Source organism: Bradyrhizobium sp. (genome assembly GCF_030654605.1).
Classification (GTDB): Bacteria; Pseudomonadota; Alphaproteobacteria; order Rhizobiales; family Xanthobacteraceae; genus Bradyrhizobium.
In genome coordinates this window covers 17,856-41,750 of sequence record NZ_JAURXB010000029.1, presented here as the reverse complement: position 1 = coordinate 41,750, position 23,895 = coordinate 17,856, and the positions used below count along the sequence as shown (strand labels likewise).

General features: G+C 65.1%; 23 protein-coding genes and 1 other RNA gene. 15 read left to right on the top strand and 9 right to left on the bottom strand.

Features of this window, described 5'->3' with window-relative positions; all coding sequences use genetic code 11:
- Position 1: 1 nt before the first annotated feature.
- Positions 2–3,148: an efflux RND transporter permease subunit gene (locus tag Q7U29_RS03240; protein ID WP_304738338.1), complete on the top strand. Its 3,147-nt coding sequence runs from the start codon at positions 2–4 to the stop codon at positions 3,146–3,148.
- 107 nt (positions 3,149–3,255) lie between these two features.
- Here Q7U29_RS03240 and Q7U29_RS03235 read toward each other — a convergent pair whose 3' ends face one another.
- The 8 genes from Q7U29_RS03235 to tkt all read right to left on the bottom strand — a co-directional run bounded on the left by Q7U29_RS03235 (position 3,256) and on the right by tkt (position 12,675).
- Entirely contained in the window at positions 3,256–4,050 is a 795-nt protein-coding gene (locus Q7U29_RS03235) for an inositol monophosphatase family protein (protein WP_304738335.1), read from the bottom strand.
- An 89-nt stretch (positions 4,051–4,139) separates the two neighbouring features.
- Positions 4,140–5,261, bottom strand: a complete 1,122-nt coding sequence (locus Q7U29_RS03230) for a tetratricopeptide repeat protein (RefSeq protein WP_370691686.1) — start codon at positions 5,259–5,261, stop codon at positions 4,140–4,142.
- A gap of 8 nt (positions 5,262–5,269) precedes the next feature.
- Positions 5,270–5,950: a thiamine phosphate synthase gene (locus tag Q7U29_RS03225; RefSeq protein ID WP_304738330.1), complete on the bottom strand. Its 681-nt coding sequence runs from the start codon at positions 5,948–5,950 to the stop codon at positions 5,270–5,272.
- Between the two features lie 2 nt (positions 5,951–5,952).
- Entirely contained in the window at positions 5,953–6,993 is a 1,041-nt protein-coding gene (locus Q7U29_RS03220) for a class I fructose-bisphosphate aldolase (protein ID WP_304738327.1), read from the bottom strand.
- 127 nt (positions 6,994–7,120) lie between these two features.
- The gene (gene fba / locus Q7U29_RS03215; protein ID WP_304738324.1) at positions 7,121–8,188 is read right to left on the bottom strand and encodes a class II fructose-bisphosphate aldolase; all 1,068 of its coding nucleotides are present in this window, start codon (positions 8,186–8,188) and stop codon (positions 7,121–7,123) included.
- Positions 8,189–8,236: 48 nt separating this feature from the next.
- Positions 8,237–9,430: a phosphoglycerate kinase gene (gene pgk / locus Q7U29_RS03210; RefSeq protein WP_304738322.1), complete on the bottom strand. Its 1,194-nt coding sequence runs from the start codon at positions 9,428–9,430 to the stop codon at positions 8,237–8,239.
- Between the two features lie 108 nt (positions 9,431–9,538).
- Positions 9,539–10,546 carry a type I glyceraldehyde-3-phosphate dehydrogenase gene (gene gap / locus Q7U29_RS03205; RefSeq protein ID WP_304738320.1) on the bottom strand — a complete coding sequence of 336 codons (1,008 nt, stop codon included), beginning with the start codon at positions 10,544–10,546 and terminating at the stop codon, positions 9,539–9,541.
- Between the two features lie 146 nt (positions 10,547–10,692).
- A complete protein-coding gene (gene tkt, locus Q7U29_RS03200) occupies positions 10,693–12,675 on the bottom strand; it encodes a transketolase (protein ID WP_304738317.1) in 1,983 nt (660 codons plus the stop codon).
- A gap of 288 nt (positions 12,676–12,963) precedes the next feature.
- On the opposite strand from tkt, the gene Q7U29_RS03195 reads away from it, so the two are divergent.
- The 6 genes from Q7U29_RS03195 (at position 12,964) to Q7U29_RS03170 (ending at position 16,321) form a co-directional block, all read left to right on the top strand.
- Positions 12,964–13,281, top strand: coding sequence for a DUF4164 domain-containing protein (locus Q7U29_RS03195; protein WP_304738314.1), 318 nt, complete (start codon positions 12,964–12,966; stop codon positions 13,279–13,281).
- Complete coding sequence (locus Q7U29_RS03190; RefSeq protein WP_304738311.1) at positions 13,281–13,664, top strand: cell division protein ZapA; 384 nt, start codon at positions 13,281–13,283, stop codon at positions 13,662–13,664. The genes Q7U29_RS03195 and Q7U29_RS03190 overlap by 1 nt, the downstream gene beginning before the upstream one ends.
- 332 nt (positions 13,665–13,996) lie before the next feature.
- Positions 13,997–14,157, top strand: a non-coding RNA gene (ssrS, locus tag Q7U29_RS03185) — 6S RNA.
- A 65-nt stretch (positions 14,158–14,222) separates the two neighbouring features.
- Positions 14,223–14,798 (top strand): 5-formyltetrahydrofolate cyclo-ligase, encoded by a 576-nt coding sequence (locus Q7U29_RS03180; RefSeq protein WP_370691685.1) that lies wholly within the window; start codon positions 14,223–14,225, stop codon positions 14,796–14,798.
- 4 nt (positions 14,799–14,802) lie between these two features.
- Positions 14,803–15,630: a TIGR00282 family metallophosphoesterase gene (locus tag Q7U29_RS03175; RefSeq protein ID WP_304738306.1), complete on the top strand. Its 828-nt coding sequence runs from the start codon at positions 14,803–14,805 to the stop codon at positions 15,628–15,630.
- Between the two features lie 49 nt (positions 15,631–15,679).
- Positions 15,680–16,321 (top strand): hypothetical protein, encoded by a 642-nt coding sequence (locus Q7U29_RS03170; protein ID WP_304738303.1) that lies wholly within the window; start codon positions 15,680–15,682, stop codon positions 16,319–16,321.
- Between the two features lie 5 nt (positions 16,322–16,326).
- Here Q7U29_RS03170 and Q7U29_RS03165 read toward each other — a convergent pair whose 3' ends face one another.
- Positions 16,327–18,087, bottom strand: coding sequence for a methyl-accepting chemotaxis protein (locus Q7U29_RS03165; protein ID WP_304738300.1), 1,761 nt, complete (start codon positions 18,085–18,087; stop codon positions 16,327–16,329).
- A 209-nt stretch (positions 18,088–18,296) separates the two neighbouring features.
- Here Q7U29_RS03165 and Q7U29_RS03160 point away from each other — a divergent pair, with 209 nt between their 5' ends.
- The 8 genes from Q7U29_RS03160 (at position 18,297) to Q7U29_RS03125 (ending at position 23,895) form a co-directional block, all read left to right on the top strand.
- Positions 18,297–19,043 (top strand): YebC/PmpR family DNA-binding transcriptional regulator, encoded by a 747-nt coding sequence (locus Q7U29_RS03160; protein ID WP_304738298.1) that lies wholly within the window; start codon positions 18,297–18,299, stop codon positions 19,041–19,043.
- A gap of 208 nt (positions 19,044–19,251) precedes the next feature.
- A complete protein-coding gene (gene ruvC, locus Q7U29_RS03155) occupies positions 19,252–19,779 on the top strand; it encodes a crossover junction endodeoxyribonuclease RuvC (protein WP_304738296.1) in 528 nt (175 codons plus the stop codon).
- Positions 19,780–19,918: 139 nt separating this feature from the next.
- Positions 19,919–20,536, top strand: a complete 618-nt coding sequence (gene ruvA / locus Q7U29_RS03150; protein ID WP_304738294.1) for a Holliday junction branch migration protein RuvA — start codon at positions 19,919–19,921, stop codon at positions 20,534–20,536.
- Entirely contained in the window at positions 20,533–21,039 is a 507-nt protein-coding gene (locus Q7U29_RS03145; protein WP_304738292.1) for a hypothetical protein, read from the top strand. The genes ruvA and Q7U29_RS03145 overlap by 4 nt, the downstream gene beginning before the upstream one ends.
- Positions 21,036–22,085 (top strand): Holliday junction branch migration DNA helicase RuvB, encoded by a 1,050-nt coding sequence (gene ruvB, locus Q7U29_RS03140; protein WP_304738289.1) that lies wholly within the window; start codon positions 21,036–21,038, stop codon positions 22,083–22,085. Before Q7U29_RS03145 ends, ruvB begins: the two co-directional genes overlap by 4 nt.
- 250 nt (positions 22,086–22,335) lie before the next feature.
- Complete coding sequence (locus Q7U29_RS03135; RefSeq protein ID WP_304738285.1) at positions 22,336–23,247, top strand: metallophosphoesterase; 912 nt, start codon at positions 22,336–22,338, stop codon at positions 23,245–23,247.
- Positions 23,248–23,332: 85 nt separating this feature from the next.
- Positions 23,333–23,524 carry a type II toxin-antitoxin system VapB family antitoxin gene (locus tag Q7U29_RS03130; protein WP_304738282.1) on the top strand — a complete coding sequence of 64 codons (192 nt, stop codon included), beginning with the start codon at positions 23,333–23,335 and terminating at the stop codon, positions 23,522–23,524.
- On the top strand, positions 23,524–23,895 hold the full coding sequence (locus tag Q7U29_RS03125) for a type II toxin-antitoxin system VapC family toxin (RefSeq protein WP_304738279.1): 372 nt from the start codon (positions 23,524–23,526) through the stop codon (positions 23,893–23,895). Before Q7U29_RS03130 ends, Q7U29_RS03125 begins: the two co-directional genes overlap by 1 nt.

The following is a 23,895-nucleotide window of genomic DNA, read 5'->3' as shown; positions in this document are numbered from 1 at the left end:
GATGCCCAGCTTCTTCATCGACAGGCCGATCTTCGCCTGGGTCGTCGCGCTTTTCATCTGTCTGATCGGCGCCATCTCGATTCCGCTGCTCGCGGTGGCGCAGTATCCGATCATCGCGCCGCCCTCGATCTCGATCTCGACCAGCTATCCCGGCGCCTCGCCGGAAAACCTCTACAACAGCGTGACGCGGCTGATCGAGGAAGAGCTGAACGGCGCCAACGGCATCCTGAACTTCGAATCCACCAGCGATTCGCTGGGGCAGGTCGAGATCATCGCCAACTTCGTGCCGGGCACCGATACCGGAACGGCGTCGGTCGAAGTGCAGAACCGAATCAAGCGGGTCGAGGCACGGCTTCCCCGCGCGGTGATCCAGCAGGGCATCCTGATCGAGGAAGCCTCCAGCGCGGTGCTGCAGATCATCACGCTGAAGTCGACCGACAAGAGCCTCGACGAAGTCGGGCTCGGCGATTTCATGATCCGCAGCGTGCTCGGTGAGATCAGGCGCATTCCCGGCGTCGGCCGCGCCACGCTGTATTCCACCGAGCGGTCCTTGAGAATCTGGATCGATCCGGCGAAACTGGTCGGCTACGGCCTCACGGTCGACGACGTCAACAAGGCGATCACGGCGCAGAATGCCCAGGTCGCATCGGGCAGCATCGGCGCCGAGCCGAGCACGGCGGACCAGAAGATTTCGGCGCTGGTGCTGGTCAAGGGCCAGCTCTCCTCGCCGGACGAATTCGGCGCCATCATTCTGCGGGCCAATGCCGATGGATCGACGGTGCGCTTGCGCGATGTCGCCCGGCTCGAGATCGGCGGCCTGAGCTATCAGTTCAACACCCGGCTCAACGGCGAGCCGACCGCCGGTCTGTCGGTGCTGCTGTCGCCGAGCGGCAACGCGCTGGCCACCGCCAGCGCGGTCGAAGCCAAGATGAAGGAGCTGTCGAAGTTCTTTCCGGCCAATATCGCCTACGAAATTCCCTACAACATCACCCCCGTCGTGAAGGCCTCGATCGAGAAGGTGCTGATGACGCTGGTCGAGGCGGTGGTGCTGGTGTTCATCGTGATGTTCCTGTTCCTGCAGAACATCCGCTACACCATCATTCCGACCATCGTGGTGCCGGTGGCGCTGCTCGGCACCTGCGCGATCCTGCTGGCCGTGGGCTATTCGATCAACATGCTGACCATGTTCGGCATGGTGCTGGCAGTGGGTATTCTGGTCGACGACGCCATCGTCGTGGTCGAGAATGTCGAGCGCATCATGTCGGAGGAGGGACTGCCGCCGAAGGAAGCCACCCGCAAGGCGATGTCGCAGATATCGAGCGCCATCATCGGCATCACGCTGGTGCTGATCGCCGTGTTCCTGCCGATGGCGTTCTTCCCGGGATCGGTCGGCATCATCTACCGCCAGTTCTCGGTCACCATGGTCGCGGCAATAGGCTTTTCGGCGCTGCTGGCGATGTCGCTGACGCCGGCTTTGTGCGCGACGCTGCTGAAGCCGGTCGAGGCCGGCCATGGCCACGCCCGCAAGGGCGTGTTCGGCTGGTTCAATCGCGTGCTCGAAAGCGTCAAGGTCCGCTATGCCGGCACCGTGGGCTGGTCGCTAAAGCGCACCGGACGGTTGATGTTGATCTACGCAGCCCTTCTGATCGGACTGAGCTGGGGTTTCCTGCGCCTGCCCGGCGGCTTTCTTCCCGTCGACGATCAGGGATTTATCACGACTGACGTGCAGACGCCGGCCGACTCCTCGTATGCGCGCACCGAGGCCGCGGTCGAGAAGGTGGAAAAATACCTGGCGCAGCGCGCCGGCGTCGAATCCGTCACGTTCCTGACCGGCTTCAGCTTCCTCGGCCAGGGCATCAACACCGCGCAGGCCTTCATCACGCTGAAGGACTGGTCGGAGCGTGGCGCGAAGGATTCCGCGGCCGCCATCGTCGCCGACATCAACCGCGACCTCTCTTCGATTCGCGACGCCAAGATTTCCGCGCTGCAGCCGCCGCCGATCGACAACCTCGGCAATTCTTCCGGCTTCTCGTTCCGCCTGCAGGACCGCGGCCAGAAGGGCTATCCCGCGCTGGTCGCCGCCGCCGACCGCCTGATATCGGAAGCCAATGCGAGCCGGGTGCTGCAGAAGGTCTTCGTCGAAGGTCTGCCGGCGGGACCGCAGGTCAATCTCGCGATCGACCGCGAGAAGGCCGGCGCCTTCGGCGTTACCTTCGAGGACATCAACAACACGATCTCCACCAATCTCGGATCGAACTACATCAACGACTTTCCGAACCGCGGCCGGATGCAGCGGGTGATCGTGCAGGCGGTCGACACCAGCCGCATGAACGCCGACGACATCCTCAATTACAACGTCAAGAACAGCCGCGGCCAGCTGGTGCCGCTGTCCGCCTTCACCACGGTGGAGTGGTCGAAAGGCCCGACCCAGATCGCCGGATTCAATTACTATCCCGCGGTGCGCATCAGCGGCGAAGCCAGGCCCGGCTTCACCTCGGGCGACGCCATCGCCGAGATGGAGCGGCTCGCGGGCCGGCTGCCGCGCGGCTTCGGTTTCGAGTGGACCGGGCAAAGCCTGCAGGAAAAACTGTCGGGCTCGCAGGCGCCGATCCTGCTCGCTCTGTCCTTGCTGGTGGTGTTCCTCTGTCTCGCCGCACTCTATGAGAGCTGGACCATTCCGCTGGCGGTGCTGCTGACGGTGCCGCTCGGCATCTGCGGCGCGGTGCTGGCGGCGACCATGCGCGGCCTGCCCAACGACGTCTATTTTACGGTGGGCCTGATCACCATCATCGGCCTCGCCGCCAAGGACGCCATCCTCATCATCGAGTTTGCAAAAGATCTGCGCGCCCAGGGCAAGCCGCTGATCGAGGCCACAGTCGAAGCCTGTGCCCTGCGCTTCCGCCCGATCCTGATGACCGGCCTCGCCTTCGTCTGCGGCGTGCTGCCGATGGTGATCGCAAGCGGCGCCGGCGGCGCCAGCCAGCAGGCGCTCGGCACCAGCGTGATGGGCGGCATGATCGCCGTGGTGATCCTGGCGCTGCTGATGGTGCCGGTGTTCTTCGTGGTCGTGCAGCGGGTGCTGGCGGGGGACCGGGAGCCGAAACCGGTGACGCCGGAGCCAGAGGTGACGACGAAGCCTGTGCAATGACTCGTCATTGCCGGGCTTGACCCGGCAATCCATCCATTAAGAACATTTTCGACGATTGATGGATGCGCGGGTCAAGCCAGCGCATGACGAGCAAGAATCGTTCGCCCCTACTTCCCCAACGGCCTCAAAATCTTCACCAACTCCGCATGCACGAACTCGTTGCCGCAGATCAGGTCCCCCGTCTTCAGCGGATCATCGTCGCCCTCGATCCCGCTCACCGTGCCGCCGGCTTCGCGGATGAGGATCTGGCCGGCGGCCATGTCCCAGGGCTGCAGGTTGCGTTCCCAGTAGCCGTCGAGGCGGCCGGCGGCGACGAAGGCCATGTCGAGGGAGGCGGCGCCGAACCGGCGCAGGCCCGCCACCTTGTTCTGGATCGCGGTCATTTCCAGCCGCGACAGCTCGTGGTCGCCGCGGCCGATATGCGGCAGGCCGCAGGCGATCACGCAGTCGTTAAGCTGGCGGCGGCCGGCGACGCGCAGCCGCTGGTCGTTGAGGAAGGCGCCCTTGCCGCGCTCGGCGGTGTAGAGCTCGTCATTGGCGGGATTGTAGATCACGCCGGCGATGATGGTGCCCTCGCGCTGCAGGCCGATCGAGATCGCGAATTGCGGAATGCCGTGCAGGAAGTTGGTGGTGCCGTCGAGCGGGTCGACGATCCAGGTATGGGTCTTGTCGTCGCCGATACGGGCGCCGCCTTCCTCGCCGATGAAGCCGTAACCCGGCCGCGCCTTCAACAGGTCAGTCAGCAGCATTTCCTCGGCGCGCTTGTCGGCCAGCGAGACGAAATTGGCCGGGCCCTTCAGCGACACCTGCAGGTTCTCGATCTCGCCGAGGTCGCGCTTGAGGCTGCGGCCGGCGCGGCGCGCGGCCTTGACCATGACGTTCATAAGGGCTGATTGCAGCATGATACCGGCTTGTGAAATGAGGGGAGACGGCCGAGGCCGTCATCGGCTTCGGATTGGGTGCCCTGCCGGTGTGGTGGCGTCAAGGCGGATCATCTGGTGCCTAGCCATTTGCGGGCGGCATCCTGGGCCTTGCTGCGGTCTTCGGGGCTGAGGGCGGCGAGCGCCTCGTCGAGCGCGGGATCGCCTTTGCCGGCGGTTTTCGCAACAATGTGCCATTTCAAGCCTTCGATCTTGTCCATTGGTACGCCCTGGCCGTACACCAGCACGCGCGCGAGGCGGTTTTGCGCGATCGGGCTGTTCTGCCTGGCCGCCTTGCTCAGCAGCGCCACCGCGGCGGCCTCGTTCTTCGGGGTTCCGGTGCCGTTGAACAGCGCGATGGCGTATTCGACCTCGGCGTCGACGTTGCCGGCCAATGAGGCCGCCTGCAGCAGCCGCACCGCCTTGTCGATGTCCTTGGGCACGCCGGTGCCCTCCTTGTAGAAGGTGGCGAGCGCATATTGCGCTTCCGGATTGCCGGCGTCGGCGGCGACACGGAGCAGCTCCGCGGCGCGTTTGACGTCCTGCGGCAGCGTCTGCCCGTCGAGATAGAGCAGCGCCAGATTATAGGCCGCCTTGGGATTGCCGAGCTTGGCTGCGGACGCCAGCAGCTGGACCGCCTCCTCGCGGTTGACCGGCCCGCCGCGGCCGGCGAGCCGGAACATGGCGAGCGCGAACATGCCCTCGCGGTCGCCGCCGCCGGCGGCGCGCTTGTACCACTCGGCGGCCTTGGCGTAGTCGCGCTTGACGCCCAGCCCGTTGGCATAGAGTTCGCCGAGCATGGTCATCGCCTTGGGATCGCCGTTGAATTGCGCGCGGTTGGTCGCCAGATCGAACGCGGTCTTGTATTGGCCGCGCTGATAGGCGCCGAACACCAGGTCGACGTTGGGATCGTCGAACACGGGGGCGGGCGTCACGGTCGCCGTCGGCACCGGCGTTGCCGTCGGCGTCGCGGGTTTCTTGGCGGCCACCGGCGGCTTCGGTTTCGGCTTTTCCTTCTTCACCGGCGCCGGCATCCCGGGGGGCGGCAGCAGCGGCTTTGGCGCGCCCGGAGGCGGCAGCAGCTGCGTCTGCGCCATGGCGCTGGCCGGGAGCATCAGCAAACCCGCCAGGAAAATCGTCAGGAAAACCGCCGGGAAAATCGTTGATATTGATAGGGCGCGCAGGATCTTCATTTCCGGCGTTATCCCTGTTCGGCTTTGACTTTTCCGGAGGTGGCGGCGTGCGCTTGCCTGATGGTCTGTTCCGCATCCTCGAGTGCCGCCGCGGCACCGCGCGGATCGGCCCAGATGAAATCGCCGACCAGGACGAAATCCGCGCCGGCGGCGGCGAATTCGCGGGCTTCTTCCAGCGACGCCGCATAGCCGACGCAGGGCGGCTCGAACAGCTCGGCCCACCATTCGAGGCGCTCGGCGATCGCCTCGACCGCAGGCCTCTGCCCTTGCGCATCCGGTTCGCCGAACAGCACGTAATCCGCGCCGGCTTCGCCCGCGGCCATCGAATCGTGCCGTGTCGGCAGGCCGCCGACGCCGGCGATACGGTCGGGTTTCAGCGACGGCATGGCCTCCGCCAGCGCCTCGATGCCGGTCACATGCGCGCCATCGGCGCCGGCGCGGGCGACCATCTCGACATGGCCGTCGAGCAGGAGCGCCGCGCCGCCGTCCTGGATCGCGGGCGCCAGCGCCTTGATCCTGGAGATCATGGTGCGCTGGTCGGTCGGTTTAAGGCGCAGCAGCACCGCGGCGACGTCGGCGCCCGCCAGCAGTCCGGGAAGGCTGGCCACCAGCGCCGTAGGATCGTCCACCTCCGGCGTCGCGAGATAGAGACGCGGCACGGGGCGCGGCGGAACGGGTTTGGTGGCCAAATCTATGCCGCCTTCTTTTCGAGATCGGCCTTCCATTCGCCCTTGCTCGCGAGCGAATTCATCCGCGCGCGATGGGTGAAGGCGCTTTGGCCGGCAGCGACGTTCTCCGCCTTGCCCGACCACGCCTTTTGCGGCGCCGCCTGCAGCGCCCGGCCATAGGAGAAGGTGAGCTGCCAGGGAAGATTGCCGATCCGGTTCATCGCGCTCAGATGCGCGGTGGCGTCCTCGTCGGATTGCCCGCCGGACAGGAAGGCGATGCCGGGCACCGCGGCCGGTACGCACGCCTTCAGCAGCCGGATGGTCTTTTCCGCGACCTCCTCGACCGAGGCCTGCTTCGCACACTTCTTGCCGGAAATGACCATGTTGGGTTTCAGGATCATGCCTTCCAGCGCGACGCGCTGGATCCGCAATTCCTGGAACGTCTTGTTGAGCACGCGCTGCGTCACTTCATAGCAGCGGTCGATATCGTGGCCGCCGTCCATCAGCACTTCCGGCTCGACGATCGGGACGATCTGCGCGGCCTGGCAAAGTGCGGCATAGCGCGCCAGCGCATGGGCATTGACGTGGATCGCGGTCATCGACGGGATGCCCGGGCCGCCAGTGCCCTCGCCGATATCGACCACCGCGCGCCATTTGGCGAAGCGGGCGCCGCGCTCGTAATATTTCTTCAGCCGCTCGGCGAGCTTGTCCAGCCCTGATGTGACCAGTTCGCCGGGACAGCCGGGCAGGGCCTGGGTTCCCTCGTCGACCTTGATGCCGGGGATGGCGCCGGATTGTTCGATCAGCCGGACCAGCGGCGTGCCGTCCGCGGCGCCCTGCCAGATGGTTTCGTCATAGAGAATGACGCCGGAGATGTACTGGCGCATCGCATCCGAGGAGCGGAACAGCATTTCGCGATAGTCGCGGCGCGACTGCTCGGTCGACTCGACCTTGATGGCGTCGAAGCGCTTCTTGATGGTGCCGGACGATTCGTCGGCGGCGAGGATTCCCTTGCCCGGCGCCACCATGGCCAGGGCAATTTTGTTCAGATCGGCGAGATTCATCGGTGCGTCCTCCCGAGCATGATGTGTTGCGGACCAAAATAGACGGTTCTCGGGCAAAACCCAAGAAACCGTCCGGAAAATGCACGAGAAAGCGCGCGGCGCGGAGGGAGGGCTTGCCGGCTACCGGTCACGCCACTTTCGGGTCGAGTTCGCCCTTGATGTAGCGCTTCGCCATTTCGGCCGTCGTCAGCACCCGCTTGATCTTGCCGGCCTGACCCGCGGTGTTGAATTCCTGCAGGCGCTGCTTGCAGAGCTTCGCCATCGCTTCCATCGCCGGCTTGAGATATTTGCGCGGATCGAACTCTTCCGGATTGTCCTTCAGCACTTTGCGGATCTGTCCGGTCATCGCCATCCGGTTGTCGGTGTCGATGTTGATCTTGCGGACGCCGTTCTTGATGCCGCGCTGGATCTCGGCGACCGGCACGCCCCAGGTCGGCTTCATCTTGCCGCCATTGGCGTTGATGATGTCCTGCAGGTCCTGCGGCACCGAGGAGGAGCCGTGCATCACCAGATGCGTGTTCGGCAGCTTGCGGTGGATTTCCTCGATCACGTTCATGGCGAGGATGTCGCCGTCCGGCTTGCGGGTGAACTTGTAGGCGCCGTGCGAGGTGCCCATCGCGATCGCCAGCGCGTCGACTTTTGTCTCTTTGACGAATTTCACGGCCTCGTCGGGATTGGTCAGCAACTGGTCGTGGGAGAGCTTGCCCTCGGCGCCGTGGCCGTCCTCCTTGTCGCCCATGCCGGTCTCGAGCGAGCCGAGCACGCCGAGTTCGCCTTCCACCGAAATGCCGCCGAGATGCGCCATGTCGGTCACCGTCCTGGTGACGCCGACATTGTAATCCCAGTCGGCCGCGGTCTTGCCGTCGGCCTTCAGCGAACCGTCCATCATGACCGAGGTAAAGCCGGCCTGGATCGCGGTCATGCAGGTGTCGGGCCCGTTGCCGTGATCGAGATGCACGCAGACCGGGATATGCGGATAGATTTCGGTCACCGCATCCATCATGTGCTTCAGCATGATGTCGTTGGCGTAGGACCGCGCGCCGCGCGAGGCCTGGATGATGACGGGCGCATCGAGGCTGGAGGCGGCCTCCATGATCGCGAGCGCCTGCTCCATGTTGTTGATGTTGAACGCCGGCACGCCGTAGTCGTGTTCCGCCGCGTGATCGAGCAATTGACGCAACGTGATGCGTGCCATGTGTTCCGTTCTCCGAGTTGGGGCTGTTACGCCCGATCAGGTCTCAATCTAGCGTATCTTCAGAACCTCGACCCCGGGCAATGGCTTCCCTTCCATCCATTCAAGGAACGCGCCACCCGCGGTCGAAACATAGGTGAAATCGCCGGCTACCCCGGCCTGGTTCAGCGCCGCCACGGTGTCGCCGCCGCCGGCCACCGAAATCAACTTCTTCGCCTTGGTCCGCTCGGCGGCGTGTTTGGCCGCCACCATGGTGCCACGGTCGAACGGGGTCATTTCAAAGGCGCCGAGCGGGCCGTTCCAGACCAGCGTCGCGGCGTCGTCGATCGCGGCGTGAATCCGCGCGGTCGATTGCGGGCCGACGTCGAGGATCATGCCGTCGGCGGGAATGGCATCGAGGCCGTAGGCATGGGACGGCGCATTGGCGGCGAAATGAGTGGCGACTGTCGCGTCGACCGGCAGGATAATGGCGCAATTGGCGGCTTCCGCCTTGGCGATGATCCGCAGCGCGGTCGCCGCGAGATCTTTTTCCGCCAGCGACTTGCCGACGCCGACGCCCTGCGCGTGCAGGAAGGTATTGGCCATGCCGCCGCCGATCACCAGCGCATCGACCTTCGTCACGAGGTTTTCCAGCAGGTCGATCTTGGATGAAACCTTGGCGCCGCCGACGATCGCTATGACCGGATGGGTCGGCGCGTCCAGCGCCTTGCCCAGCGCGTCGAGCTCGGCCTGCATGGTACGCCCGGCATAGGCCGGCAGTTTGTGGCCGAGGCCCTCGGTGGAGGCGTGGGCGCGGTGTGCGGCCGAGAAGGCGTCGTTGACCCAGATGTCTCCGAGTTTTGCCAGTTCCGCGACGAAGGCGGGATCGTTCTTCTCCTCTTCCTTGTGGAAGCGGGTGTTTTCCAGGCAAAGGATGTCGCCATCCTTCATCGCGGCGATCGCTTTTGCCGCGGGCTCACCGATGCAATCCTCGGCAAAGGCGACCGGTTTCCTGATCACCAGTGCCAGAGCCGCCGCGACCGGCTTCAGCGAGTCCTTGGCGTCGCGCCCCTTGGGCCGGCCGAAATGCGCGAGCAGGACGACCTTGCCGCCCTTGACGGAGATCTCGTCGATGGTGGGCGCGATGCGCTCCAGCCTGGTGGCGTCGGTGACGTGGCCGTCTTCCATGGGAACGTTGAGGTCGACGCGCAGCAGCACGCGCTTGCCCTTCACGTCGACGTCATCGAGGGTGCGGAATCTGTTCATGCGAAGTTTTCCTCCGTCATGGCCGGGCCTGTCCCGGCCATCCACGTCTTGATGCGACAAAGGAAGACGTGGATGCCCGGCACAAGGCCGGGCATGACGATCAATTAATTACAGCAGCTTCCCCATCGCCACGGCGGTGTCCGCCATGCGGTTGGAGAAACCCCATTCGTTGTCGTACCACGACATCACCCGCACCAGCGTGCCGTTCTGCACCTTGGTCTGGTCCATGTGGAAGGTGGACGAATGCGGGTCGTGGTTGAAGTCGATCGAGACGTTCGGCGCGGTGGTGTAGCCGAGGATGCCCTTCATCTCCTGCTCGCTGGCGCGCTTCATCGCCTCGTTGATTTCCTTCACGTCGGTCTTGCGCGACGCCACGATCTTGAGATCGATCACGGAAACATTCGGGGTGGGGACGCGGATCGCGACGCCGTCGAGCTTGCCCACCAGTTCCGGCAGCACCAGGCCGATCGCCTTGGCGGCACCGGTGGAGGTCGGGATCATCGACATCGCCGCGGCCCGGCCGCGATAGAGGTCGCTGTGCATGGTGTCGAGCGTCGGCTGGTCGCCGGTATAGGCATGGATCGTGGTCATGAAGCCGGTTTCGATGCCGACGGTGTCGTTCAGCACCTTTGCGACCGGCGCGAGGCAGTTGGTGGTGCACGAACCGTTGGAGACCACCAGATGATCTTTTGACAGCTTGTCGTGGTTGACGCCGAACACGATGGTGGCGTCCGCGCCGTCCGACGGCGCCGAAACCAGAACGCGCCTGGCGCCGGCGGCCAGATGCGCCGAGGCCTTGGCCTTGGCGCTGAAGATGCCGGTGCATTCCAGCGCGATGTCGACGCCGAGTTCCTTCCAGGGCAGTTTCGACGGATCGCGCTCGGCGGAAACCCTGATCTTGCCGTTGCCGACGCTGATGGTGTCGCCGTCGACGGTGACGATGCCGGGGAAGCGGCCATGAACCGAATCGAAGCGCAGCAAATGGGCGTTGGTCTCGACCGGGCCGAGATCGTTGATGCCGACCACCTCGATATCCTTGCGGCCGGACTCGGCGATGGCGCGCAGTACGTTGCGGCCGATGCGGCCAAACCCGTTGATCGCGACCCGGATTGCCATTTGCTGTCTCTCCTTCAATGACCTCTGTCAGCCCCGCGGATGGCATCGAGCCATCCACGAGGGTTTTACGGCGGACGCCCGGTTCGGCCGGGCGGGAGCGGATTAGATGACCGTTAGGTAGACCCTTTTTGGGGCAATCTCAACCGTCAGCCCAAGCGCTTCAGGGCCGCGTTAACCGCAGCCTCGGCGGTAATGTCGAAGTGCTTGTAGAGCTCCTTGGCGGGGGCGCTGGCGCCGAAACCGTGCATGCCCACAAATATGCCGTCCGACCCGATCACCGCATCCCAGCCCCACCGCACCGCGGCCTCGATCGCGATCTTGACCGGCGCGTTGCCGATCACGGCTTTTTGGCGATCCGCCGGCTGCGCCAGCAGCAGTTCGAGCGAGGGTACCGAGACGACCCGCGACGCGATGCCGCGCTCGGCCAGTTGCTTCTGCGCCGCGACTGCAATCTCGACCTCGGAGCCGGAGGCGAACAGCGACACTTTTGCGTCGCCTTGGGCGGCGACCAGTTCGTAGGCGCCATGGCTGCACGGATTTTCGGCGGGCGCGTTGGTGCGCAATTGCGGCAGGTTCTGGCGGGTCAGCGCCAGCACCGTCGGACCGTCGGTCCGGTTCAGCGCCAGTTCCCAGCATTCGGCCACCTCGACGGCGTCGCAGGGACGGAACACGCGCATGTTGGGAATCGCGCGCAAGGCGGCGAGATGCTCGACCGGCTGATGGGTCGGGCCGTCTTCGCCGAGACCGATCGAATCATGGGTCATCACATAGACCACGCCGGCGCCCATCAGCGCTGCCAGCCGCATCGCCGGACGGGCATAATCGGTGAACACCATGAAGGTGGCGCCATTCGGCGCGAAGCCGCCATGCAGGAAGATGCCGTTCATGGCCGCCGCCATGCCGTGCTCGCGGATGCCATAATGGATGAAGCGGCCCTTCGGCGCCTTGGCCGAGAAGGCGACCGCGGATTTCGCCTTGTTGTTGTTGGATCCGGTGAGATCGGCGGAGCCCGCCAGAAATTCCGGCAGCGCCGGCACGATCGCCTCGATCGCCAGTTCGGACGATTTGCGGGTGGCGATGTTCTGCGGCGTCTCCAGCAACGCCTTCTTGTGCGCCCTCAGCGCTTTCGCCAGGGAGGTCGGCCGTTCATGCCGCAGGCGGCGTTCGAATTCGGCGCGCTTGCGGTTGCCGAGCTCGGCGAATTGCGTCTCCCATTCCTTGCGCGCCGCCACGCCGCGGCTGCCGGCTGCGCGCCAGGCTTTCAGCACGTCGTCAGGCACCGAAAACGGTTCCAGTGCAATGCCGAGTTTCTGCTTGGCGCCCTTCAGCTCTTCGGCGCCGAGCGCCTCGCCGTGGGCCTTGGCGGTGCCGGCCCGGGTCGGCGCGCCGTAGCCGATCGTGGTCTTGCAGGCGATCATTGTCGGCTTGTTGGATTTCTGGGCGCGGGCGATGGCGGCCGCAATCGCCTTGGGATCGTGGCCGTCGATCAACTCGGCGGCCCAGCCGGCGGACTTGAAGCGCTTCACCTGGTCGACCGAGTCCGCGATCGAGGTCGGGCCGTCGATCGAAATGCCGTTGTCGTCGTACAGCACGATCAGCTTGTTGAGCTGCCAGTGCCCGGCCATGGCGATCGCTTCCTGCGAGACGCCCTCCATCAGGTCGCCGTCGGAAGCCAGCACATAGGTGTGGTGGCTGACGACCTTCTTGCCGAATTCGGCGGCGAGCATCTTCTCGGCCAGCGCCATGCCGACCGCTGTCGCGATGCCCTGGCCGAGCGGACCCGTCGTGGTTTCGACGCCGCTGGTCTCGAAGTTTTCCGGATGTCCCGGCGTCTTGGAGCCGAGTACCCGGAAGTTCCTGACCTGGTCGAGCGTCATCTCCTTGTTGCCGGTCAGGTACAGCAGCGCATACATCAGCATCGAGCCGTGTCCGGCGGACAGCACGAACCGGTCGCGGTCCGGCCATTTCGGGTCGGCGGCGTCGAATTTCAGGAACTGCGTGAACAGCACGGTGGCGACGTCGGCGGCGCCCATCGGCAGGCCGGGATGGCCGGATTTGGCCTTCTCGACGGCGTCCATGGCAAGGCCACGAATCGCATTTGCCATACGGGAATGATCGACCTGCGTCATGATGAAAATCCGCCTGAAATGAGATGTTTGGTGGCGATCCGCATCGCGTGTGGATGCCGCGGTTACTGGCCAGAAGGCAAGGGTAAGTCAGGGGCTGGATAGCATCTCGGTCCCGCGAGTCCAAGGCAGGCAGGCGCGCTTGCGGTGCGAAAAGCCGCTTAGCGGTGCATAGCTTCCAAGCGGCGTTGCGCTGGCCTCGCTTGCCACGTAAATTTCGCCGCCTAAACGCTTGCCGGAACGCGGATTTTGCGCCCCGGCCGGCTTCACGGAAGGTCCGCGCTGTCACTCATGAGCGATCGTCCCGCCAACGGCCCCGGCAACGCCGAGCCAGTGTTCGCCGATATCGACGCCGCGACGCGGCGGCTGATGTCGGCGCTCGATTCCCTGGAAAGCGCGGTGGAGCGCCGGCGCGAAGCCGACCGCGACGAGAACGAACTGGCGGCCCGGATCCAGGCGCTCGGCGCCGACCGGTCGCGGCTCGCCGACGAACTCGACGGATCGCTGGTGAAGTCGCGCCGGCTGGAGCGCGCCAATCGCGAGATCGCCGAAAGGCTGGATGCGGCGATCGGCACCATCCGCTCCGTACTCGATCCCGGAGAGAGCTGATGAACCACATCAACGTCACCATCAACGGCCGGCAGGTCCGGATGGCCTGCGAGGAGGGCCAGGAGGCGCGGCTCCTGAAACTCGCCGAAAGCCTGGAAACGCGGATCCAGAGCCTGCGCGGCAAGTTCGGCGAGATCGGCGACGCGCGCCTCACCGTGATGGCGGCGCTGACGGTGTGCGACGAATTGCTCGATGCCGGCCAGCGCATCCGCAATCTCGAAGAGGAACTCGACGCGCTGCGCGATGTCCGCGTGACATCGGCGGATCGCGCCAGGGCGACGCAGATCGCGGTGGTCAACGCACTGAACTCCGCCGCCGACCGGATCGAGAAGACCACCCACGTGCTCAACCGCACCATCGGCGGCGGCGTGTTGATCGGGTAGGGCGGCGTCACGACGGCCTCATCCGTCATTGCGAGCGCGGTACCGGTCTCAGGGTCGATCCTGCTGGATGAAAACAAACACCGCTGTCATCGCCCGGCATAGCCGTCCGAAGGACGGCGTCGCTTCCGCTCGCCTATGACCGGGCGACCCGGTATTCCAGAGACGCCCGCTATAGAACCGAGAAGCCGCGGCGTACTGGATCGCCCGGTCAAGCCGGGCGACGACAGTCGTTTTGTGGCGGGCGTTTTACCAACAGCCGCTTTCTTCCCGGGAGTTGACCAAAGCCCCCGTTACCGCTGGCGGTTTGGCCGCATCGTAGCTACATTGGCTGGGCGAAGCTGTGTCGCGCGTCAGAAGCCATATATCCCCGGGGCCTTATCGATCCTTCCGGGAACTGTCCCTGGCCGGGTCCGTGGATCCGGTCATATGGTGCCCACCTACTTTCGTAGGGAACTCCGGGATCGAGTGCTTCAACGGCCATTACGGCTTCGCACTTTTCTTGCTTTTTTGCCGCCGGGTTATTTCCTCAAGATGCGTCCATAACGCTGGATGTCAGCTTTGCCGACCGAGCGATCGAAGGCCGATCTGCGCACCGCCGCTCTCGCGAAGCGCGACGCATTGAGCGACAAGAAGCGCGCCGCGGCGGCCAGGGCTGTCGCCAGGCGCGGCCTGCCGATCGAGATCACGCCAGGCACCATCGTCTCCGGTTACTCGCCGATCCGCAGCGAGATCGATCCGGTTCCCCTGATGCGGATGCTGGCGGCGCAAGGCGCGCGGCTGGCGCTGCCGGCGGTGATGGCGCGCGGCAAGTCGCTGGCCTTTCGCGCCTGGTCGCCCGACGATCGGCTGATGCTGGGGCCGCTCGGCATTCTCGAGCCGTCGCCGGCCGCCGCCGAACTCATTCCCGATATCATGCTGGTGCCGCTGGCCGCGTTCGACCGGCTCGGGCATCGCATCGGCTATGGCGCCGGGCATTACGACTACACGCTGGCGCATCTGCGCAAGACGAAGGCGATCATGGCCATCGGCCTCGCCTTCGCGGCGCAGGAAATCGAAGCGGTGCCGGCGTTGTCGCACGACGTGCCGCTGGATTATGTGCTAACGGAAGCCGGGACATTCGATTTCCGGAGTTGATAGCTTGCGCATTCTTTTCGTCGGGGACGTGGTCGGCCGGTCCGGCCGCACCGCTATCGCAGAACATCTACCGGGCATGGTCCGCGACTGGGCGCTCGATCTCGTCGTCGTCAATGGCGAGAACGCCGCCGGTGGCTTCGGCATCACCGAAGCGATCTACCAGGAATTCATCGACGCCGGCGCCGACGCGGTCACGCTCGGCAACCATTCCTGGGATCAGCGCGAGGCGCTGGTGTTCATCGAGCGCGCGCCGCGCCTGATCCGCCCGGCGAACTATCCGAAGGGCACGCCGGGCCGCGGCGCCGCACTGGTGGATACCAAGAACGGCAAGCGCGCGCTGGTCATCAACGCGCTGGGCCGCGTCTTCATGACGCCGTTCGACGATCCGTTCGCCGTCCTCAACCGCGAACTCGAAGCCTGTCCGCTGGGCGAGGCCGCCGATGCCATCGTGGTCGATTTCCACTGCGAGGCGTCGAGCGAAAAGCAGGGCATCGGCTTCTTCTGCGACGGCCGCGCCAGTCTCGTGGTCGGAACCCACACCCATGTGCCGACGTCGGACCATCAGATCCTCACCGGCGGCACCGCCTACATGACCGATGCCGGCATGACCGGCGATTACGATTCGATCATCGGCATGCAGAAGGAAGAACCGCTGCGGCGTTTCACGTCAGGAATTCCCTCGGGCCGGTTCGAGCCGGCCAATGGCGTCGCCACGCTCAGCGGCGTCGCGGTCGAGACCGACGATGCGACCGGCCTCGCGCTCAAGGTCGCGCCGGTGCGGATCGGCGGCCGGCTGGAGCCGACGCTGCCGGGATTTTGGGTGGCGGCCTGAACCAACGAAGAAGGCTTGGCTCTCGCGATCTCGCGCTAAGGAGGATGATTTGCGGGTTGCCCTGATCTGGATACTGACGGCATTTCTAGGCGGCACTGCGAACGCGCAGACGCTGACCCAGCGGCCGGCCGCGCAGAATCCGGTGACGTCGGCCGAGATGACCGAGCGGCTGGAGAAATCAGCGGTTCGAACCGCGAAGTCCGCCCCGCAAGGTGCGGCGCGGGGAGCGTCGGTGGATTTCACCTGGCCCGCCGATGCCGAGGAGTACCGCAAGCTAGCCAAGCACGTTCTGGTTCTGGTCAGTGTGGTGACGCAGGACGCGGCCGAACTGCCGCTGCGGCGTGTCTATGTCGATAGCAATGGCAAGCAGACCCAGCTGACAAGGCTTTCCAGCCAGCGCAGCGGCGTGGCCAGGGAATCGCTGATTTTTTCGGTGCTCGGGCCCTATCGCGAGGACGGCTTCTACCTCGCGCCCGCCGGAGCGATGATGGCGGACGGCCATCTGCAGGCCGACTTCGCGGTGCGCCGGATCGGCTTCAATCTCTACAGACTGCCGGGCACGCCGCCGGATTTCATCAAGTCAGACAGCGATCCGATGCCGGCAAAGGATGCCAGGCCGGAAACCCCGGCGCTGAAGGCGATGCTGCAGCGGGAATACAAGGGGTTCGAACTGCCCGAAAGCCTGCGCTGAGCGAATTACAGCTTGTACGCCGTCCGAAACCCGCCCCAGTGGCGGCCGTTGACGCGGATCGGCACGTCGATCTCGCGCATCATGATGGTGTTGCCGTTGCCCATGTCGCGGGCGTAGCTCTGGATCAGATAGGCGCGCTGGTTGCGGCCGGCGGCAAGGCCGGCGGGATCGTTGAAGATGCGGCGGTTGCGGCAGTTCGCCGTGTTCCAGGCGACGTCGCCGGGACGCTGCGGATGCGAGTAGATCTTGTTGTGCACCGGCAAATAGCCGTTGCGGTCGATCATCGCGGCGAACGCCATGCGGGCGTCCTTGATCAGGAAAGCCTCCTGGAATGGCGGCAGCGCGCGATCGGCCCAGTCCAGCACCCTCGTGCGGTACTGTACCGGATTGGTGCCGGCGATTTCGACGTAGTTCTCATCGAACATGTCGTCCATGGAGATGGCGCGGCTCCTGACGGCGTCGTCGAAAATCCTCGTCAGCGCGCGGCCGGCTTCCATGGCGCGGGTCACGGATTCGGTGTTTTCGTCCTGGATCGACCACAGCTTGTCTTCGATCTTTTCCTTCAGCGCGGCGTCCGTGGCCTCGAACCGCGCCCGGGCGCCTGCCTTCGAATATTCCCTGACACGGATCCTGCACGCGCCGATATCCTGCAGCGTGGCATTGAGAGTTTGATTCAGCGGCAGTTTTTCGGCGTCCGGTCCGCCGATCAGGATGCCTTCGATCGAGATCTCATAGGCTGCAGCCGTGACCTGGCCGCGCGCCGTCTGGATCTCCATGGCGAGGTTGCACGGCAGCGCCTGGTCCTTGTGCTGGTCCTTGCGTTCGTCCTGGCGCAGCAGCACCGCGCAGCGAGACTTCAGTTTCTGTGCGAACATGGTGACGGCCTTGCCGGCGCTGGCGACGCTTTCGCCGTGGGCCTCGGCCTGCTTGGTCACGGTGTCGATTTCGGCGGCGCTCTCGCCGACCGAGACGATGAAGCTCGATGCGGTGGCGGCGTTGTCGGATATCTCGCTGGTGGTTTCGGTCTGCTCCGCCACGGCGCCATTTACGATCTCGAACACCGGGCGGATCGCCTCGATCGCCTGCGAGATGCGGTGCACCGCGTCGACCGAACCCGCGGCATCCTTCTGCAGCGCGTCGATCTTTTTCGAAATTTCCTCTGTCGCGTTCTGGGTCTGCACCGCCAGCGCCTTGACCTCGGTGGCGACGACGGCAAAACCGCGTCCGGCGGAACCGGCCCGCGCCGCCTCGATGGTGGAGTTGAGCGCCAGCAGCGTGGTTTGCCGGGCGATCTGCGCGATCAGATTGACGACATTGCCGATCGCGGCCGAGGACTCCCTCAGGCGGTCGACATTGAGGCTGGCTTCGCGGGCGGCGGCGCTGGCCTCGTCGGCGAGCTTGCTGGCGTCGCGCACCTGCGATCCGATGCCTTGCGCCGAATGGGTGAACTTGTCGGCGGCCAGCGAGAAGGTGCTCGCGGTGGACTGCGCGGCGCTGGTGCGCCCGGTCAGGGCATCGGTGCGCTGGCGGATGGTGGAAAGCGTCGCCGCGGTGGCTTCGGCGCCGCCGGCGACCGAATTGGCCGCGCGCTCGAGCTGCCGGATCATCGCGCCCAGTTCGAGTTCGAGCAGTTCGAGGATTTCCCTGGCCGAATCGTTCTCGGGAGCCTGGGGGGTATCGGCCGCGATTTGAGGAGCGGTAGATGCTGCCGCGGCGGCAGGCGCGGCAGGTTCCGGCAGCCGTTTTCGAAACAAACCGAATGCCATGGGCGTCTCTCGGGGAAATGACGGTGACGATGTGACCGGCATCCTCGCATTTGGGCGTGAAATCATGATTAACGATTGCCTGTTCCTCGGGCAGCAACCACTACTGGTATACCGGAAACCCCGGTAAATCTTTGATTTCGGCGGTTTACCGGCCTATAACGCCGCGCCTTCCTCCCATTTCCTCCCGGACGAATCCGAAAAGAGACCGCATGGCCGGACATTCCCAGTTCAAGAACATCATGCACCGCAAGGGCCGGCAGGATGCCCAGAAATCCAAGCTGTTCAGCAAGCTGGCGCGGGAAATCACCGTCGCCGCCAAGATGGGCGCGCCCGATCCCGGCATGAACGCCCGGCTGCGCGCCGCGATCATCTCCGCCCGCCAGGAGAACATGTCGAAAGACTCGATCGAGCGCGCGGTGAAGAAGGCGACCGGAACCGAGGGCGAGAATTACGACGAGATCCGCTACGAGGGTTACGGGCCGGGCGGCGTCGCCGTGATCGTCGAGGCGCTGACCGATAATCGCAACCGCGCCGCCTCCGACATCCGTTCCTTCTTCACCAAATCAGGCGGCAATCTCGGCGAAACCGGCTCGGTCGCCTTCATGTTCGACCACACCGGCATCATCGAATACGACGCCAAGGTCGCCTCCGACGACGCCATGCTGGAAGCCGCGATCGACGCCGGCGCCGACGACGTCGCCTCCAGCGAGAACGGCCACGAAATCTACGCCTCCAAGGAAACCTTTCGCGACGTGGCAAAAGCGCTGGAAGCGAAATTCGGCGAAGCCCGCAAGGCGGCGCTGACCTGGAAACCGCAGAACACCGTGCCGGTCGACGACGAGACCGGCGAGAAGCTGCTGAAGCTGATCGACCTGCTCAACGAGCATGACGACGTGCAGAACGTCTACGCGAATTTCGAGGTGTCCGACGCGCTGGTCGCCAAGATGGGCGGGTAGGGATCTTCGTGTCCCGGACGCGGTGCAGCGTTCTTCACGCTGCTCCGCAGAGCCGGGACCCATAGGATAAATTCCGCCTGCATGGGCCCCGGCTCTGCAGCGCATCACTTCGTGCTGCGCCGCGTCCGGGGCACGAAGCCATTTGCTTTCGCGGGGATGACATTCCGTTTGTGTTTCGTTCTCGATCCACTGGCGGTATCACTACCCCATGACATCACCCCCGATTCGCCATCCCGTCCGTATCCTCGGCATCGATCCGGGCCTGCGCCGCACCGGCTGGGGCGTGATCGAGATCGAGGGCAACCGGCTGACTTTCGTCGGCTGCGGCTCGGTGGAGCCGCCGGACAGCCTGCCGCTGGCAAGCCGGTTGCTGGCGATCCATGAGGGTCTCGCCGCCGTGCTCGGCGACTTCCAGCCGGCGGAAGCCGCGGTCGAGCAGACCTTCGTCAACAAGGACGGCGTCGCCACACTGAAACTCGGGCAGGCGCGCGGGGTCGCGATGCTGGCGCCGGCGATGTTCGGGATATCGGTGGCGGAGTATGCCCCCAACCAGGTCAAGAAGACCGTGGTCGGCGCCGGCCATGCCGACAAGAACCAGATCCTGATGATGCTGAAGATCCTGCTGCCCAGGGCGGAACCGAAATCGGCCGATGCCGCCGATGCGCTGGCGATCGCCATTACGCACGCGCATCACCGCGGCAGCGCCGCGCTGCGGCTGAAAGTGGTCGGCGCATGATCGGTGACTTACATCGGCCGTCATGGCCGGGCTTGTCCCGGCCATCCACGCCTTGGCAGCCGGCAAGAAAAGACGTGGGTGCCCGGGACAAGCCCGGGCATGACGAAAGAGAAGCATTTGCCTTGTTCGGATCGCGATCATGATCGGCAAATTGAAGGGCCTGATCGATTCCTACGGCGAGGATTACGTCATCCTCGACGTCGGCGGCGTCGGCTACCAGGTGCATTGCGCGTCGCGGACGTTGCAGGCACTGCCGTCACCTGGTGAGGCGGCGGTGCTGTCGATCGAGACTTACGTGCGCGAAGACCAGATAAAACTGTTCGGCTTTCGCAGCGACACCGAGCGCGAATGGTTTCGCCTGCTGCAGACGGTGCAGGGCGTCGGCGCCAAGGTGGCGCTGGCGGTGCTCTCGACCCTGCCGCCGTCCGACCTCGCCAATGCCATCGCGCTGCGCGACAAGGCCGCGGTGGCGCGCACGCCGGGCGTCGGTCCGAAAGTCGCCGAGCGCATCGTCACCGAATTGAAGGACAAGGCGCCGGCCTTCGCCAATGTCGATCCGGCGCTGGTCCACCTGTCCGGCGCCATCGACAACGACCGCGCGCCGCGCCCGGTCACCGACGCGATCTCGGCGCTGGTCAACCTCGGCTACGGCCAACCGCAGGCGGCCGCCGCCATTGCCGGCGCCTCGCGCCTGGCGGGCGAGGGGGCAGAGACCGCGCAGCTCATCAAGCTGGGGCTGAAGGAACTGGCGAAGTGAGCGCCTCGCTGCGCCGGCTCGGACGGTTGATCGGCATCATCCTGATATTTTCCGTGGTCGGACCGCTGGCGATTGCGACGCTGACGTCATTGATCGTGGTCGCCTTCGGCGCGGCCCTGCTGCAGCTGCTGCTGGCTTTCGTCGATCTCGGCGCGCTGCATCAGGTGTTCTCGATCGCGGTGTGGCTGCTGGCATTTTTCGCGGTCGTGGCATCGATCCCGCCATCGGTCGTGACGGGCCTGATTTTCGCGTTGGCCGCGGTCTATGCCGGGATCGGCGCGATCTGGATGGCATGGCTTGCGGCTGCGGTTGCCATCGCCGGGGTGGTGACCGGCGGTGTATTCTTCATCCCCCCGGAATCATCCGCAGTGATACTCCCCAGTGTCGGCTCGGCGCGTCAGGCGCTGCCATTGTTCGTGATGCTGGCGGCCCTTGCCGTTGTTCCCACCAGCCTGTGCTGGTGGCTCGCGAAACCGCTGCATCGTGCTACTGTCGCCGCATGACCACGCCCTCCCGCATCGTGACCCCAGAGCGCCGCAGCGACGATGTCGGCGACACCGCGCTGCGCCCGCAGCTGTTGAGTGAATTCGTCGGCCAGGCCCAGGCGCGCGCCAACCTGTCGATCTTCATCGAGGCCGCGCGCAAGCGCGGCGAGGCGCTGGATCATGTGCTGTTCGTCGGCCCTCCCGGCCTCGGCAAGACCACGCTGGCGCAGATTGTGGCGCGCGAACTCGGCGTCGGTTTTCGCGCGACGTCCGGACCCGTGATCGCCAAGGCCGGCGATCTCGCCGCACTCCTGACCAATCTCGAAGAGCGCGACGTGCTGTTCATCGACGAGATCCATCGCCTCAGCCCCGCGGTCGAGGAGGTGCTGTATCCTGCGATGGAGGACTTTCAACTCGACCTCATCATCGGCGAGGGACCGGCGGCGCGTTCGGTCAAGATCGAACTTGCAAAATTCACGCTGGTGGGCGCCACCACGCGCGCGGGCCTCCTGACCAATCCGCTGCGCGACCGCTTCGGCATTCCGGTGCGGCTGAATTTCTACACCGTGGAAGAGCTGGAAAAGATCGTCACCCGCGGCGCCCGCGTGCTCAACATCGGCATGACCCAAGACGGCTCCAACGAGATCGCGCGCCGCGCCCGCGGCACCCCGCGGATCGCCGGACGGCTGCTGCGCCGGGTGCGCGACTTTGCGTCGGCGGCCGACGCCACCTCGATCGATCGCAAGATCGCCGATCACGCGCTGAGCGCGCTCGAAGTCGACGCCGCCGGCCTCGATGCCATGGACCGGCGCTATCTCACCACCATCGCGATGAATTACGGCGGCGGCCCGGTCGGCGTCGAAACCATGGCGGCGGCGCTGTCGGAGCCGCGCGACGCCATCGAGGACATCATCGAGCCGTTCCTGATCCAGTGCGGTTACCTGCAGCGCACCCCGCGCGGCCGGCTGTTGACCTCGCACGCGTTCAAGCATCTCGGCCTCGCCGAGCCCATGCGCGATCCGGCGCAGTTCGGATTGTTCGGCGGCGCGAGCGACGAAGACTGATCTTGTGCGGTTGCTCTTCCCCCTCTCCCGCTTGCGGGGGAGGGCCGGGGTGGGGGTCTCTCCGCAGCACCGGTGCAAGTTGAGAGAATTCCCCCACCCGCCGCGCTGCGCGCGTCGACCTCCCCCGCAAGCGGGAGAGGTAAGTAAGTGCCTTGCACCAGTAGCGCCACCCTGCTGACAATCTGCACAAACCCACCCGAATTCGGCTGTAATACGCCATCAGCATGGGGGTGCATCACGGAAAACTCTCATGATTTCACGTCGTCATTTCCTTCGTCTGGCCGGCGGTCTCGGCGCCACCGGAATCTCCACGGTTGCCTACGGCTTCGGCGAGCCCGCGCTGCGGCTCGGGGTCACGCGCTACCAGATTCAGCCGCCGCAATGGCCGGCTGGTTTCAGGCTGAAGATCGCCGTGATCGCCGACCTGCACGCCTGCGACCCCTGGATGTCGCTGCAGCGGATCGAATCGATCGTCGATCGTACCAATTCCCTCGAGCCTGACATCACCGTGCTGCTCGGCGACTACGTCGCAGGGCATCGCAAGGTGACGCGCTTCATTCCCTGCAGCGAATGGGCGCCGGTGCTCGCCGGGTTGCGTGCGCCGCTCGGCGTCCATGCGGTGCTCGGCAATCACGATTATTGGGAAGACAAGGCGGTGCAGCGCGACGGGCAGGGCACCACGATCGCAAGGCGCGCGCTCGAAGCATCCGGCATCCCGGTCTACGAAAACGATGTGGTACGGCTGTCCAAGGCCGGCCGGCCATTCTGGCTCGCGGGCCTCGGCGATCAACTGGCCTATATGCCGGCGCGCCGCTTCCGTCCGGTCCGGCGCATCGGTGTCGACGATCTCGGCGCCACGCTGGCGAAAGTGACCGACGATGCGCCCGTCATTCTGCTGGCGCATGAGCCGGATGTCGCCGCACGGGTGCCGGCACGGGTCGCCCTGCAACTCTCCGGTCATACCCATGGCGGTCAGGTGCGGCTGCTCGGCTGGTCGCCGGTGGCAGTGTCCGGAAGGAAGCTGGCCTATGGCCACATCCGCATGAACTGCGACGTCGTCGTCTCCGGCGGCCTCGGCTGCAGCATCATGCCGTTCCGCATCGGCGTGCCGCCGGAAATCGTGCTGGTGACGCTGGGCGGGGCGGGGGCGGTCGTTTCATGACGTGCGCAACGCGCTCCTCCGTAAATTTAGGGCATGGAAACCGGCATCAAATGATGATACATTTGATGCATCGGGAGGCGATCACATGAGAACCACAATCGCGATCGACGATGAGTTGTTCGCCAAGGCGCAGGAATATGCCGGCGTCACTGAGAAGTCGGCCGTGATCAGGGAAGCCTTGAAAGCGTTCGTCGAGCGCGAGGCCGCGCGCCGACTTGCCCGCATGGGAGGAACGCAACCGGACGCGAAAGCCCCGCCGCGAAGACGCTTCAAGTAATGGTACTGGCCGATACTTCGATCTGGATAGATCATTTTCGGCGTGGCGATTTTCAGCTGTTCGAGTTGCTCGAGCTTGGTGAAATCGTCATGCATCCGTTCATTATTGGTGAATTGGTGCTGGGGCACGTGCCGAAAATCGCCGAAATGATTGATGATTTGAGCGGTCTTCCAAGAGCTGTCGTGGCGAGCGCCGATGAAGTCCTGGGCTTCATCACCGACCGAAAGCTGCCCGGCTCTGGCATCGGATATGTCGATGCTCACCTTCTCGCTGCGGCTGCGCTTACCCCTGAAACAAGCGTCTGGACGCGCGACAAGCGTTTGCTGGCTGCGGCTCAATCGCTGTCGCTTGCCGCTGAATTCCCGGAGTAG